Source organism: Brunnivagina elsteri CCALA 953, assembly GCF_002289455.1.
Lineage (GTDB): Bacteria > Cyanobacteriota > Cyanobacteriia > Cyanobacteriales > Nostocaceae > Brunnivagina > Brunnivagina elsteri.
In genome coordinates this window covers 1-12,516 of the sequence record NZ_NTFS01000192.1, presented here as the reverse complement: position 1 = coordinate 12,516, position 12,516 = coordinate 1, and the positions used below count along the sequence as shown (strand labels likewise).

General features: G+C 40.2%; 21 protein-coding genes. 11 read left to right on the top strand and 10 right to left on the bottom strand.

The features are described 5' to 3' along the window. Positions 1 to 273: 273 nt before the first annotated feature. The 8 genes from CK510_RS17055 to CK510_RS31825 form a co-directional block, all read right to left on the bottom strand. Positions 274 to 1,473, bottom strand: a complete 1,200-nt coding sequence (locus tag CK510_RS17055) for an IS110 family transposase (protein ID WP_095722851.1) — start codon at positions 1,471 to 1,473, stop codon at positions 274 to 276. A 300-nt stretch (positions 1,474 to 1,773) separates the two neighbouring features. Beyond that, entirely contained in the window at positions 1,774 to 2,103 is a 330-nt protein-coding gene (locus CK510_RS17050; protein ID WP_095722850.1) for a hypothetical protein, read from the bottom strand. 233 nt (positions 2,104 to 2,336) lie between these two features. Further along, positions 2,337 to 3,497 (bottom strand): P-loop NTPase family protein, encoded by a 1,161-nt coding sequence (locus CK510_RS17045; RefSeq protein WP_095722849.1) that lies wholly within the window; start codon positions 3,495 to 3,497, stop codon positions 2,337 to 2,339. Continuing rightward, a complete protein-coding gene (locus CK510_RS31830; protein ID WP_158224919.1) occupies positions 3,487 to 3,639 on the bottom strand; it encodes a hypothetical protein in 153 nt (50 codons plus the stop codon). Before CK510_RS31830 ends, CK510_RS17045 begins: the two co-directional genes overlap by 11 nt. Further along, positions 3,639 to 3,848, bottom strand: coding sequence for a hypothetical protein (locus CK510_RS17040; protein ID WP_095722848.1), 210 nt, complete (start codon positions 3,846 to 3,848; stop codon positions 3,639 to 3,641). The genes CK510_RS31830 and CK510_RS17040 overlap by 1 nt, the downstream gene beginning before the upstream one ends. Further along, a complete protein-coding gene (locus CK510_RS17035) occupies positions 3,841 to 4,035 on the bottom strand; it encodes a hypothetical protein (RefSeq protein WP_095722847.1) in 195 nt (64 codons plus the stop codon). The genes CK510_RS17040 and CK510_RS17035 overlap by 8 nt, the downstream gene beginning before the upstream one ends. 49 nt (positions 4,036 to 4,084) lie before the next feature. Then, positions 4,085 to 4,441, bottom strand: a complete 357-nt coding sequence (locus CK510_RS17030) for a hypothetical protein (RefSeq protein ID WP_095722846.1) — start codon at positions 4,439 to 4,441, stop codon at positions 4,085 to 4,087. A gap of 60 nt (positions 4,442 to 4,501) precedes the next feature. Next, entirely contained in the window at positions 4,502 to 4,678 is a 177-nt protein-coding gene (locus CK510_RS31825; RefSeq protein ID WP_158224918.1) for a hypothetical protein, read from the bottom strand. Between the two features lie 269 nt (positions 4,679 to 4,947). Here CK510_RS31825 and CK510_RS31820 point away from each other — a divergent pair, with 269 nt between their 5' ends. From CK510_RS31820 to CK510_RS17005, 5 genes are all read left to right on the top strand, one after another. Next, positions 4,948 to 5,292 carry a hypothetical protein gene (locus tag CK510_RS31820; RefSeq protein ID WP_158224917.1) on the top strand — a complete coding sequence of 115 codons (345 nt, stop codon included), beginning with the start codon at positions 4,948 to 4,950 and terminating at the stop codon, positions 5,290 to 5,292. A 49-nt stretch (positions 5,293 to 5,341) separates the two neighbouring features. Beyond that, positions 5,342 to 5,761 carry a hypothetical protein gene (locus CK510_RS17020; RefSeq protein WP_143289329.1) on the top strand — a complete coding sequence of 140 codons (420 nt, stop codon included), beginning with the start codon at positions 5,342 to 5,344 and terminating at the stop codon, positions 5,759 to 5,761. After that, the gene (locus tag CK510_RS31065) at positions 5,762 to 6,013 is read left to right on the top strand and encodes a hypothetical protein (protein WP_143289328.1); all 252 of its coding nucleotides are present in this window, start codon (positions 5,762 to 5,764) and stop codon (positions 6,011 to 6,013) included. 60 nt (positions 6,014 to 6,073) lie between these two features. Next, complete coding sequence (locus CK510_RS17010) at positions 6,074 to 6,871, top strand: hypothetical protein (RefSeq protein WP_095722842.1); 798 nt, start codon at positions 6,074 to 6,076, stop codon at positions 6,869 to 6,871. A gap of 222 nt (positions 6,872 to 7,093) precedes the next feature. Continuing rightward, positions 7,094 to 7,498: a hypothetical protein gene (locus CK510_RS17005; RefSeq protein ID WP_095722841.1), complete on the top strand. Its 405-nt coding sequence runs from the start codon at positions 7,094 to 7,096 to the stop codon at positions 7,496 to 7,498. 183 nt (positions 7,499 to 7,681) lie between these two features. Here the strand turns inward: CK510_RS17005 and CK510_RS17000 are convergent, their stop codons facing one another. Next, positions 7,682 to 8,218: an N-acetylmuramoyl-L-alanine amidase gene (locus CK510_RS17000; RefSeq protein WP_095722840.1), complete on the bottom strand. Its 537-nt coding sequence runs from the start codon at positions 8,216 to 8,218 to the stop codon at positions 7,682 to 7,684. After that, positions 8,215 to 8,793, bottom strand: a complete 579-nt coding sequence (locus CK510_RS16995; protein WP_095722839.1) for a tyrosine-type recombinase/integrase — start codon at positions 8,791 to 8,793, stop codon at positions 8,215 to 8,217. Before CK510_RS16995 ends, CK510_RS17000 begins: the two co-directional genes overlap by 4 nt. Positions 8,794 to 9,022: 229 nt before the next feature. On the opposite strand from CK510_RS16995, the gene CK510_RS16990 reads away from it, so the two are divergent. From CK510_RS16990 to CK510_RS16965, 6 genes are all read left to right on the top strand, one after another. After that, positions 9,023 to 9,355 (top strand): hypothetical protein, encoded by a 333-nt coding sequence (locus tag CK510_RS16990; RefSeq protein ID WP_095722838.1) that lies wholly within the window; start codon positions 9,023 to 9,025, stop codon positions 9,353 to 9,355. A 1-nt stretch (position 9,356) separates the two neighbouring features. Then, positions 9,357 to 10,130 carry a hypothetical protein gene (locus CK510_RS16985; protein ID WP_095722837.1) on the top strand — a complete coding sequence of 258 codons (774 nt, stop codon included), beginning with the start codon at positions 9,357 to 9,359 and terminating at the stop codon, positions 10,128 to 10,130. After that, a complete protein-coding gene (locus CK510_RS16980; protein WP_095722836.1) occupies positions 10,127 to 10,528 on the top strand; it encodes a hypothetical protein in 402 nt (133 codons plus the stop codon). The genes CK510_RS16985 and CK510_RS16980 overlap by 4 nt, the downstream gene beginning before the upstream one ends. Continuing rightward, positions 10,528 to 11,112, top strand: a complete 585-nt coding sequence (locus CK510_RS16975; RefSeq protein ID WP_095722835.1) for a hypothetical protein — start codon at positions 10,528 to 10,530, stop codon at positions 11,110 to 11,112. The genes CK510_RS16980 and CK510_RS16975 overlap by 1 nt, the downstream gene beginning before the upstream one ends. A 3-nt stretch (positions 11,113 to 11,115) precedes the next feature. Further along, on the top strand, positions 11,116 to 11,409 hold the full coding sequence (locus tag CK510_RS16970) for a hypothetical protein (RefSeq protein ID WP_095722834.1): 294 nt from the start codon (positions 11,116 to 11,118) through the stop codon (positions 11,407 to 11,409). A gap of 58 nt (positions 11,410 to 11,467) precedes the next feature. Next, a partial coding sequence (locus CK510_RS16965; RefSeq protein ID WP_211293212.1) for a hypothetical protein occupies positions 11,468 to 12,516 on the top strand: 1,049 nt, incomplete at its 3' end.

Below are 12,516 nucleotides of genomic sequence, written 5' to 3'. Positions count from 1 at the left end.
GTTAGGGGGGATGATTTCCGGGATATGAAGGGAAATCAGACTTAAATAAGTACACTGTAGCTTTCCTAAGGGGAGGTAATTCCGAGGTATCAAGGGAAAACCACCATATTCATAAAATATTCGGAATTTACTTAAGTGAGGATGATTCAAGACGTTTTATTAATTACCTTGTATCATTCGCTTAATTTTGTTAAACATCAATAGATTGCCATAAAATTCATCAAAAAAGTGTATATTCATTATTTCCTCTGACATGGGTTTGGGCAATGAGTTTCACTCTAGATGTTTAGTTGCATCCACCAATTTACCAAAAAGCAACTTTACAGCTTTAACTGCAACTCGCGATCGCACTAGTCGAATTGGTTTACCACTCGCTTTTTCGGCATCTAAATACTCGCAAAGGGTTTTTACTGTTTCGTTGCTCAATCTCCTTTTAGGTTCTAAACCAGTAAACACCCATTGCCACAATGCTTTTCTACACAATTTGGAGCCATTGGAAGTTTTTATCCCTTTTTTATCCCCGGACGATTCCATCGATGGTGCTAAACCCAGGGTTTTTTGAAACCGACGCAACGATAAATAGCGCTTTGTCGGTTTTTTTGATTTTCTGCCGAGATGAAACTGCACATCCTCTTTACCATCGATGAGGAAATGCTCAATTGGGTAAATGTAAGCAATCAGGGTTGCACTCAACCTAAAACCAAACCCGAATTCTTGGAAGACTTGGAAATAGGGGGTAAAACATTCATCTCTCAAGTGCGATCGCAGTTCTTCTTCAATGCAATATTCTTGATTTTGAAGATTGCAAATAATTCCCGCTCGTTCCCTGGTAGATGCTTCCAAGCCTAATCCAATGGATTTTAAGTAAAGCGTATCGTACCGTTTTGATAAGCGTTGATTGCACATCCAAGCCCAAAGTAGAGGTAACGAGCCATTTTTACCCCGTTTTGATTGGACTAAAGCAACTTCGGGGAATTGCCATGCTAAATCCTGTCGTAACCTATTTATAACAGGTGATTGGAGGCGATTTAGATGTTCTAATCTCAACACCAAATTTCTTATTTGAGAAGCTTGAGCATCGTAGTTTTTAACAAACCGTTTGGGGTCAGCGTTGTAATCAAACCAATAACATGCGAGTGCAAGGGCATCAGCATTATCATCTTTATCTGGTAATCCCAAGTGGTGAGCGCGGTAACTCCGTAACTCCCGATGACCGACTAGCTTTACCTCTACCCCATTACGGGTAAGGTGTTCGCTCCATATCTTGCTGTAGTTGGTTCCCGTTGGCTCTAATACTGCGATGTCGGGCTTGAGCGCCAACATTCTATCCAAGTCTTTGCGATTTGCAGAAAAATCGTAAAACTGGCAACTGTAGTAAAATTGACGTGGTTCGTTAGGCTTTTCAGTTAATAAACATGCAGAAACTGAGGACTTGCTAACATCAAGCCCTAGTATTTTCGGTGCGTTTTTCATGGGGTAGTGTGGGATTATCCCTGTGACGATTGCCTACGAATCACCCAAAAGCCCGTACAGAGCTTAATTCACTCTCAAGGCATCAGGGTAGTAAACAATATTGGATAGCTACCGAGCTTGCGAAACTCAAAAAGCAATCAGCTTACTTCTATAACAAAGCCCTAAATAGCTATTGCAATATTGACGATTTGGTTTGGACCCGAACCGCGACGTTAACCTGACTCGGTTAACGTTTCGCTAGTTGGTCAGGCTAGCTCATCAGGCATTTTTCCTATTAGTCATTGACAATTTATTATTTGACTAAAATACATGTCCTCCCCCAAAGACCATTCGATTGAATACTTCAGGTAAAGATATTTCTTCCAATTCATCCCCATGCGTTGGTATTTCACTGAGAATTACGATCGCACTGTCCCAAGTGTCCTCAAGGTCTGGGAATTCCTCTTTCTTTTCAATCAAGAGGGAAATTATATGATTGACGTTTTCCTCTGTTGCATCCTCGCAAGTAACAATAGCTTGCCTAATTTGCTCCCCGGCTTCCCCTAGTTCAGGGTCACTCAATACTTCAAATACTGATGCAAAATCCCATCCTGGGTCATAGCAATAAGGTAGTTTCATATTTTCAGACATAGGTTATAACCAAATTTGCTTTAAGTTTGTAGATGCACCCTGATATTCTCAATTGCGATCGCACTTCTCTATCCAAGAAATGCGATCGCGATTTTCTAACAAGAGCATAAGTTATCAATATTGTCTGATTTCAACATACGACATGGGTTACAACTGTTTTGGATGTACGCAAATTGACGAATATCAATTGCGATCGCACTTCACCCTGTTGACTGAAATGCGATCGCAATTTTTTATTTCCCTAGTTCCCCCTTCATTTTTTCCAAAATTTCCTTACCTTCCTTATACCGACCACCGGAAAAACCTAACACCTCCTTAATCAGTTTACTATCGCTGAAGCCCGCTTCCAGACAGGCTTTTACGGCTTTTAGCGTTGTGTCAGAAACTGGTTTTTCTGGGGTGGAAATCGGCTGTAACTCCGGTTCTACGGTGGTTTCAGCCGTTTTCATATCCTGAAAACTCGGTTGCAGCGATACCCTTGGTACAAACATATTAAAACTACTCAAGTCTGGCAGCTGACACGGTGTATCTTCGACCATGCACCGATATTTACCCGCCTTTAACCACTCTTCAACCGCACTATCCTTAAGCTTTCGGGCGTGATTAACTCCAAATTTGCCGAGCCTAACAAACCTAAAGTTTTTGCGGGCGTTGCCTTGTCCCTCAATGCCCAATGCTGCAACCGAGTCATCCTGAGACAAGCCAACGATAAAACGCTTTGGTTTACGTCCCCTATTCCCGTGTTTGATTAACCATTGAGAGGCTATATCGACCTCGGAAACTAGTAAGGGGAACTCTTCAGCAATAGTTACAGAATCCAATCCAGCTAGCGCTTTATCACCACCCTCACCCCGTAACTCGATCCGTCGTTGTAGCTCCTCAAGGTCAGCTTCCATCGCAGTCGCGATCGCACTAAAGTTCCCCTTACGTCCAACCACGTTTAAGCCAGCCCATTCGTCGGGTGCAGCGTCGGGGTCATACACTGTAATGTCACCACCAACTTGGTAAGCTAGCCATTGGGCAATTGTTGATTTACCCGTACCAGTATCACCAATAATGAGAACGTGCTTACCTTCGATGGCTCTAAGTAAGTCTGTGATTATGTTTTCGGGGGATAGTGGTAGTACCGCAGCCGTCACGTCAATCACGTTTGCACCCAACATTCCAGCATGGGGTAATTGTTCGTAGACCGCGAGTATTTGACGGCTAGCGCGTTCGGTTTGGTCACATACGGAAACGATGATTTTTGCAGCAACACGAATGGTGTTAATCGAAAATAGCCAACCTGAAAACAATACTCGTCCAACCATCCAACCTAAAAAGCGGTCGAAATCTCGCAAACTGGGTAGGTTTAAATCAACCCATTCAACCCGTCGCAAACGATTATTTTCCATAAACAATTCCCTCACGAAAGCCGCGATATTCAGCCTGACATGCATTACTTTGGGTGATTAATTGTTGATTTTGTTGGTAGAAATGGACGGAAGCTGCAAGCGCAGCCGCCGCAAGAATGTATACGGTAGCGTCGCTTGTCATTAATCGGTCTCCCAATCGTCGCTTGAAATGGCTGATATCACAGCTTCACAACAAAGTTCGATATCAATATCGTTACGCCCCAGGTTGGGGACATCTGGTTCATCGGTTGCTACTATCCTAGAGACAGCATCAGCTAGGTATTCGGGTACATTAGCTTCTGTAAGCGACTCGTAGGAAGCATTGTAAAGACTTTGGTTAAGTTCAGGCATGGTTATCACCTTTACCCTTTGCAGCATCTAAAATTGTGTCGCGCTGTTCCTGTGTGAGGTTCGCATTCCCATTACAGGGGATAACCTCTAAATGGGTTCCCAAACGATACAATGCATCATCCTTTCCCGCTTCACATTTGGCATTCTCGTAATTTTGTAGTTGTTTTTCGGCGTATTTATCCGGCATAATGAGTTATTCCCGCTTATTTGAATTGGGAGTAATGAATGGCTGTTCATTACTCCGGTTTGCTGGATTTGATTTCGTGAGATTGCAAAGTTACTCGAAAGACGCGACCGCCTCCGGTTTGGTAAACCTTGCGGTCGCCTAATCGGGTAGCTTTTGATTTTGAGACTTTAATCATTGGAAATGAACCGTCATCTGACATGGAAAACATCTCGTAGTTGTCGAGAGATGCAAACTCTGTGGGAGTTTTGTCAATCAGTACTGTATACAATGCTGATTGCATGTCTTTGGCGCTGGATGCACTGGGTAAACCAGGTAAGTAACGCTGTTTACGAGGTGCTTTAGTGACACCATCCCCGTTGCGTGTACGGGTTGAAGTGCCGTTAGTGCTTTCTGTTGCTGTGTCCATTGGTGGTGTTTTGGTTGTTGTCTTTTTTCTGTAATCCTTGTTATGTCTAGGTTTTCAGCGTTATTCCCCCGCTAAGAATGAGTATATTTCAACATAAGTGTCTTGTTCTTGTTCGATTACCTGGATGAAATCAATTATTGAAATGTCAGTACCTCCATAGTTTGGGTTGTTTATTAATTCTTGATGGTTTGTTGACCTAGCTAATACTTTTGTCATTTTGAGAAGGACATCTAGCATTGACAAATACTCATCGTGAGAAAAATTGCTTTTCAAAGTAAGACACTCCTTGCACGAGTGATTAAGGACATTAGTAATTTTCCTGTTGCTTCATAGGCATTCCCCCGCGACTCTACGACTTATGGGGATGTGGGGTATTGCGATCGCACTTTTTTTTGCAGTAGTGAATTTATCTGTTCTCAATCTTATACAAGATTTGCAATTTAGTCTAGCATCTTATACAATATTTTCTATACAAAATCTTGTTATCTTATATAAGAAGTAAATTTATGGTTAGTACGGATGACGAAGCCCAAGTCAAAGCACAGGGAACACGGGGAAACGAAAAAACAGTACAGTTTGGGATTGACTCAGACAGGAGTACAGGGCTTAGACGAGAAAGCCTCGAAATTGGGGGTAAGCCGCTCTCAGTTGATAGAGATGATAGGACGCGGGGAAATTTCATTGACGAGCGTAGACAAGCAATTCCTGGGGGAATTGTTGATCGGCTAATTTCTAATGTCAGTGAAGAGATTGCAGAAATAGAGGCTCGACTAGTCGATCGCACAGAATATCTCAAAGAGCTAAAACAACTCTCTCAAGAACTTCATAAAAAGCCTGAAAACAAAAATTAAACCGTTGTACCTACTGGTATAGCGGTTTTTGCGTATGCGGTTTTTTCTGATGCGAATCAACGAAAAATCGCACATGTTGGGAATGAATATCTACCAAAATTCATTTAAAAACATGTTAATACCAGCGATTTTTGTAATTGCCTTATGGGTTGTATTTGTTCTGTGTCTCATCCCGCTTTTTAGTAAACATCGCTTTTACTTCCACATACCAGCTATTAGTTTCCCGACTGCACCAAAACCGAGATACAAACCCAGACGAACCAAAACAACCAAAAGAAACAAGCCGCAAGCACCAAACATATACAAGGGGGTAAAACAAGAAACGCGATCGCACTTATTAAAGCTCGTCGGGAACGATATAGAAACAGCATCCCGATTAGTAGATTACTCAGTTCAACGAAATCCAGGTAGAGAAATGCAATGGCATTGGGAAAAAGCAGTTTGGGACTTAGAACGTGACAGGTATTAAATGAAGAAACTAATCAGAATTTTCAATTACTTAACAATATGCATAGGAAATAACAATGCAATACCAACTTCTGCACTTGACCTATGTTTTTGGGTAAAAGCTGAATATCCATCACTAACAGGACAGCAACTATTAATGATAACCGCAGCATTAATACGCTCAACGTCAACCATGTACGAACGGAATCCAATAGCAAAGGAATCACTCAACAATGCAGTTAACGACCTACTATCAAACCGAAATAAACAATAAAAAACACCCATACTTTTGCTGAGAAGGGCGCTTTTTAACATTTAAATCATTACTACTATTATGCACGAAACAACGAAAAAAAGAACCATCGAATGGACAGAGAAGCATGAATCATTCTGTCTCAAAAAAGGGATTATAGGTAGTGCCGAACGGCTTTGGTATTGGCTAATACAACACAACCCAATTGGTGAAGAAATAGAACCCGATTTAACAGACTTCAACCAATGGGTTAATAAGAACCGAGGTAAGGGATATTGCCCCCGCCAACTTAAAAACGCATTCAATAAACTAATTGAATGTGGAGTCATTGCACCCATTAAACGCTTCAATTGGCATTGTTTTAAGTTGCGATTATTACCACTCAACCCCGTAAGAAACACTGAGAAAAAACAATCCGAATTTGTACATGAGAGTTCCAAAATATCCCCCGAAAGAAGGGAAGAACTAAGGAAATCAGCCCATAGGTTTTATCAGCAGCAGAAAGATTTAGATATTATCAAGCGTTGTGTGTCCAATGAGACTAGAGAAACTATTCGCGCTATCTGTAGAGAGATAGGGATTAATTTAACAAATGATAAATGTGAGATTTTCTACTTCCCAGTCGCAGAAATTAAAGCTTGCGTAGCCATTTACAAGAAACGTATACTCAAATCCCCTAAAATTCTTCGCGGTCTAGCTACTGTCTTCGATTTGTGTACTAATCCGGTTGGGTGGTTAGTATCAGCATTACGCGATTGCTACCACCTTGAAGATGTCAATATCAGGCTTTTAAGCAACGACAAGGACTTTGATTTCAATGAATTTTTCTATGAAGTTCTGAATGGGGAAGAAAAAACTCTAATACCGATCGCTCGCTGATAGGTATTGTAGTTTTTGTTTTTTGGCAGTTAGGAGCGTTTCAGACTCACTGACCAAAATAAATTTTCCTTGATACATCTTATACACGCAAGAAAAAAGCCGCAACAAACGGCTCCTTACAATTACAACGAGAATTATGCATTACTCGCTATTCCCCAGAAAAGGAGACTTATTACAGTTTTCTAATTGGTGCAAATCAATAATTCACCCCTGGGGTGAATCATGACCGATCAACTCGAATTATTTACAATTCCCCTCACACCCTACCGAACCAAAATAATCCATGACCCTTACTGGGATGAGATTACAGAGGAACCTGAAAATACTGTACTAACAGGGAAAAACAATGAACATGAGGACACAGTTAGTACGGACTTCCCTGTTAGTACTCGCCATAGAGGGGACGGAACCGGGCGTATCCAATGGCGCACCATTACTAGAAAATCAGGAAAACAATATAAACAAGCTTGGTACGATTGGCAGGTTTATTCAAAAGGCACGGGTAAGGTTGTCTATCGCAGTCGTTATATACCCAATCGTCTACTTTCTCAAATCCAAGCATTGGAGAGTGAGAAAGTACCAGTCAGTAAAATTCTTCAGTTATTGGGAGTCAACAAGGACGAATGAATATTTCACAATATGACAACGAATATGGGAAGGACAACGCGAAAAATGCCCTTGCCTGCCAACTTGGAAGGAATTACCGATTGGTCATAAACAGTAGTTTATTTGTGAAATCTGATTAATTTCATATTTAATCCAATGTGAGAAAAGGAAGCGCGATACCTCTGAATAGTTTTGCGATCGCAATTAAAAAACCTTCTCATCTACTGGGAGTCTCCCAGTCAGCCCCAAACAAATCGCATCAGCCATGTATTTTGCATCAAATAGCGCTACATCCCTTGCTGAATCTATAAAACACATCTCAACCAACACCGCTACCATATTTGTATTCTTCACGACATACAAGTGTGAACCGCTTTTCACCCCACGATTAAAAAATCCAAGTAATGAAATTTCTCTACAAATATCCCGTGCAATTTTTTCACCACGGGGTGACATAGCAAAAACTTCGGTTCCATAAGCTTTGGTATTAAAGCAGTTCGCATGAAGGGAAACAAAAATATCGGCTTTGGCATTATTAGCGCGATCGCATCTTTGTTGTAATGAGTTGTTGAGACTGGATGCTTTGCTTGGACGGCAAGCAATAACCTCATGACCTAGTTGCATTAACCTTTTAATCAGCAATAATCCAACTGAGTTAATAAAATCCTCTTCCTTTTTAATTGCGATCGCGCCCCCGTCATAATCGCACCCGTGCCCTAAATCAATTGCATATAAAGTCATAGTGAATTAATAGCTCCCTTAATCCTGTCCACAGGAATTTCTATATATTTAGCCAAAGCCTTTAAATCACGATGCCCGGTTATTTTTTGAATTGTTGCCACATCAATACCGTTCTCGTTTAGTTTGGTGATAAAGCTTCTGCGGGTACTGTGAGTACTAATCCCTTTATGTTCCAAGTCAGCACGTAGCAAAGCACTTCTTAAAATCTTGTCAGCAAGTCGAATATCAATATGCTTTGTCTCATCCCGTGAAGGAAAAAGCCAGCCACTCGCTAAACAAGGAATGTAATCGTATAAAGATTCGCGTAGTGATGGATGCACTGGAACCTGTCTGGTTTCCCTTTTTCCATCTGGACGAGCCTTGCGTGTGTTCGCTCTAAAGGTTATAGTTTCCCGTGGTTTCCCATTTTGGTAAACATCGTCAACCCGTAATTGCACCAAAGCACCCCAACGCTCCCCGGTGTACCATGCGATATCCCAAATTAACTTGTACTTTTCGCTTTTAAATTCCCTACGAATTTTAGAATATTCGCTATTTGATATAATCGCAGCTTGACCAAAGCGATTATTTTTCATTTTTAACTTTGTTCTCCTCTTTATGCCATTACCGGATTAACCAGCACCAATGGTTAATCCGGTACTTTTTTAATTGAACTATTAACTAATATCGGTACAAGTCTTACATATCAAGAGTTATACGCCATCAGTGAATTACCGGATTTACATAAAAGAGGTTATTTACTATTTTTTAAAATAGCCTTACAACTGGATTGGAATTATTACCACAATCCCTTAAAAAATCAAGATGGCTGAACCAACTTTAGTACAGGTTTTTGGAACTAACGCAACACAGACAGCAACCCAATTGGTCATTAGCAAGACGGACTTAGTAACTGTGGGACTGACTCCATCAGCAACCAATACCGCAGAAAGTTTAATGGTTGCGATTTTGCAGTTTGCAAAAGCCGAACTAAATACGACAAAGCAAGAAACTAATACAGATATCCAAGTAACGATTCTTGACGACGCGACACCAACAATTATTGTTAGAAATAATGCAAATTATCGACAATTAGGTTTAACAATTAATCTAGAAACTCCTGACACTGGTTCTGGTGTAGACCCCGACAACTATTAATATGACCATTGCTACAAGGACAGACACAACAGTCGCAGCAACAGTCACTCAAACTTCACTAGTAAATGCTTTGATAACGGCTTTTACTAGTGCAGGGTTTGCTACTGCAATCGACAATTACACAAGTGGAACCGACAGAATACTAGTTTATAAAGTCGATGTAGATGCGAGTAAAACCTTTGGAAGTAATTTTTTACGAATTAGAATAACTTCTGCACTCCAAGTTCTCCAGCAAATAATGACGGGTTGGAATACGACTACAAAAGTCGCAACTAACGGAAGTACTGAAGTCAGTATGGGAACTTTCGTTACTACTTCGAGTATTCAACTTGTAGCCTTAAGTGCTGGTTTAGAAGGGAAATTTGTAGCTTGCACTCAGGGAACTGTGTTTATGTTGTTGGGGTTATTGATTCCCTCTGAGCGCCCCACTTGGTGGGATTTAAATAGCTGGTCATGGGGATTTATTTTTATTAGCACTACCTTGTTAGCTTTAAGAAGTAGCACGAGGTTCCCTTATTCGTCTTCTGAATATGAGTTTTTATCTAGTACCAGGATGAGTAATTTTAATCCTCAAACTAATAGGAGAGATGTTTTAAGTGGAGCCGTATTACTTACTAGTGGTAATGCTGGGATTGCTGGTAAGAGTAGTGGAGATATTGGCTTGGGTTGCGGTGTTGGGAGCGCTAGGTACGATACTCTTTCATTCCCCCCAGACACCAGACAATTTTTGCTTATCAATAATACAGCTTCAGGGTTTGCGATGAGGGTGCAATGATATTTGATAGCTCAACATTTGCGAGTGCTTTAACAATTGCGATCGGGTTTATATTCTTACAATCCCATTCAATTAATTATCAATCAAATTTTCAAGTATTTTTTGGGATTGATTCTAGTCAATCTTTATCTCACCTGATAATTAAAAAATCTGCTTTATCAGGCTTAACAGCATCGGCAAATAATACCGCAGAAAGTCTATTTGTTGCATTAATTTTGAATAGTTTAAATTTATTGTTGCCTGACACTACCGCTAGCGTGAATAGCTATTTGTGGGGGGCAAACATAGCTAATGATAAAAAGATTCACACTATATTGATTAATTTTTACAATCAACTATCTACCGTGGATTATGAATTTACCAATTATTCAGAAAACATTAACCCAATGGATTACTAATGTCTTACTGCTTAGAAGGAGATAAACCAATTGTTAAATATAAATTTGGTACGGGTGAATATCGCAAATTCAAAGCCGAAACTAGTCCAATCACAATAATATCAAAAACCGAAGCAATCCCAAACACCGGGGCATATAGCAATCTTGGGTATCAGGTACTTTATTACTCGGTAAATAATTTAAGGACTGAAGGCGAAGCTGTTCTTGATTACCGTCTAAGAAGTGACCCACTTCTCATTCAAATTTACGGTTCTAATGCTAGAGAAATTAATCTATGGAGGTGCGGAGAGACTGACTGGGACACGGGTTGGTCGGGATGTGATATTACGACTCTTGTAATTGATCCAAACATTAAATGCCCAATTGCTGGAAAGCAAAGATGTGCGATCCAGATTTTTAATGCAGAAAATAATAACTTAATATTTCAAGATCAAGGTGATTGCCCTTGTGTTTTTGAGGTTCAATGCGGGAATTGTCCTGATGAACATATTGAATGTAAAGTCTCGCATTATCCAGGTTACTGTTGTGTACCTTGTGCATCTACCTCGAATAGTATTCACAACTTAGCAAATAGGATTAAGTAATCTATGGCAAGTTCGTGTGAGGAAATTGACGCGGCTTTAGGTAGGCTTGGGAATAAAATTGATGGGTTAAATGGGGTAATTGATGGTCTAAAAAAGAAATTAGATGGTTTAGAGAAAGAGCAACAAAAATGTTGCAAAGACAAGTCTAAGGCATTCGACCCCACAGAAATATACAAGCGACTAGGGGAATTAGAAGACGCAGTACGCAAGATAGTTGATTACATCAAAATTACAGACACCGCTATTAAAGCAGCAAATATAGCTTTAGACTTTATAGTTAATTTATTCAAATTTTGACATGGGACTAGGAAGAGTATCAATACCAAGGAATCCAAGCTTTCAACAAACTGCAAAAGTGTTGAATGAATTAGTGCCTAGAATGACACCAGTCGCTAAATCGCTTAAAGAAGGGAGAGACTTAGCCAACGAATTTTCTAAATTCAAAAAAGACTACACAAAAGCAACCCATGAAATCAAGGCTTTTCAGAGGAAAGCCAAGCCAGCAGTAGACTTTTTTAGCAAGCAACGAAAAAACCTAGAAGGAATACTAAAAAAAGTACCTGGACTAGATAAGGCTGTTAAAGGGATAGAAAAATTAACCAAGCCAATCTCTAAGGCTTTGGGTAGTGCGGCTGCTAGTAAAATAGTTGGTGCGGCTAACTTTGCTTTCGGAATTGCGGGTGTAGGGCTTGGATTGGGAAATCTTTGGTTATCAGGGGAATTAAGTAAATCAACCCAAAATCAGATTGATTTATTTGGGAGAGAAGCGGCTCGGACATTGAAAACTTCAATTGCCCAAGCGAACCGGATCAAACAATTAGAAAAGCGGGAAAAGATTAATTCCGCAGACTTAGACCGGCTGTCAAAGGCGACTGGTGAGATTCGGATATTTGTAAACAAACAGCTTACAAATTTTCAAATCAGGTTAGATAGCATCAAAAAACAAGCCAATGATGCCTTGTACGAAGTTCGTGCAGGGAGGAAAATTCTAGAACCAAAAATTACAGCAGCCGCTAAAAGCGCAAACGATGCCTTGTACGAAGTTAGGGCAGGAAGAAAAATTCTAGAATCTAAAATTGCAGTTGCTGATAAAAAAGGCAATGATGCTCTATACGAAGTTCGTGTGGGAAGGAAAAATATAGATTCTCAATTGCAAAGAATTCCGCCACTAGAAGCAAAGGTAAATAATTTAATTAAAAATGGTGCGACTGGGGGTGATAAGTTACCAGCTAATATTTTAGACAAGATTAATAAAGCCGCTTCTGACGCAAGTAAAGCGCTTTTAGGCGTTGCGTCAATACCTACAATTATCAATAGAGAAATTCAAACGAACGTAATTCCCACAGTAACTAGAATCGTAAATGGGAAGATTGAAGAAATTAGAAGGGATACAAATATAAAGAT

Coding starts and splice junctions, on each gene's coding strand:
- CK510_RS17055 (WP_095722851.1), bottom strand. CDS start 1,473: ATGAAAAACGCACCGAAAATACTAGGGCTTGATGTTAGCAAGTCCTCA.
- CK510_RS17005 (WP_095722841.1), top strand. CDS start 7,094: ATGACCGATCAACTCGAATTATTTACAATTCCCCTCACACCCTACCGA.
- CK510_RS31065 (WP_143289328.1), top strand. CDS start 5,762: ATGAAGAAACTAATCAGAATTTTCAATTACTTAACAATATGCATAGGA.
- CK510_RS16990 (WP_095722838.1), top strand. CDS start 9,023: ATGGCTGAACCAACTTTAGTACAGGTTTTTGGAACTAACGCAACACAG.
- CK510_RS16975 (WP_095722835.1), top strand. CDS start 10,528: ATGTCTTACTGCTTAGAAGGAGATAAACCAATTGTTAAATATAAATTT.
- CK510_RS17050 (WP_095722850.1), bottom strand. CDS start 2,103: ATGTCTGAAAATATGAAACTACCTTATTGCTATGACCCAGGATGGGAT.
- CK510_RS16970 (WP_095722834.1), top strand. CDS start 11,116: ATGGCAAGTTCGTGTGAGGAAATTGACGCGGCTTTAGGTAGGCTTGGG.
- CK510_RS17040 (WP_095722848.1), bottom strand. CDS start 3,848: ATGCCTGAACTTAACCAAAGTCTTTACAATGCTTCCTACGAGTCGCTT.
- CK510_RS17020 (WP_143289329.1), top strand. CDS start 5,342: ATGCGAATCAACGAAAAATCGCACATGTTGGGAATGAATATCTACCAA.
- CK510_RS17000 (WP_095722840.1), bottom strand. CDS start 8,218: ATGACTTTATATGCAATTGATTTAGGGCACGGGTGCGATTATGACGGG.
- CK510_RS17030 (WP_095722846.1), bottom strand. CDS start 4,441: ATGGACACAGCAACAGAAAGCACTAACGGCACTTCAACCCGTACACGC.
- CK510_RS16985 (WP_095722837.1), top strand. CDS start 9,357: ATGACCATTGCTACAAGGACAGACACAACAGTCGCAGCAACAGTCACT.
- CK510_RS17035 (WP_095722847.1), bottom strand. CDS start 4,035: ATGCCGGATAAATACGCCGAAAAACAACTACAAAATTACGAGAATGCC.
- CK510_RS16995 (WP_095722839.1), bottom strand. CDS start 8,793: ATGAAAAATAATCGCTTTGGTCAAGCTGCGATTATATCAAATAGCGAA.
- CK510_RS31825 (WP_158224918.1), bottom strand. CDS start 4,678: ATGCTAGATGTCCTTCTCAAAATGACAAAAGTATTAGCTAGGTCAACA.
- CK510_RS17045 (WP_095722849.1), bottom strand. CDS start 3,497: ATGGAAAATAATCGTTTGCGACGGGTTGAATGGGTTGATTTAAACCTA.
- CK510_RS31820 (WP_158224917.1), top strand. CDS start 4,948: ATGGTTAGTACGGATGACGAAGCCCAAGTCAAAGCACAGGGAACACGG.
- CK510_RS31830 (WP_158224919.1), bottom strand. CDS start 3,639: ATGACAAGCGACGCTACCGTATACATTCTTGCGGCGGCTGCGCTTGCA.
- CK510_RS17010 (WP_095722842.1), top strand. CDS start 6,074: ATGCACGAAACAACGAAAAAAAGAACCATCGAATGGACAGAGAAGCAT.
- CK510_RS16980 (WP_095722836.1), top strand. CDS start 10,127: ATGATATTTGATAGCTCAACATTTGCGAGTGCTTTAACAATTGCGATC.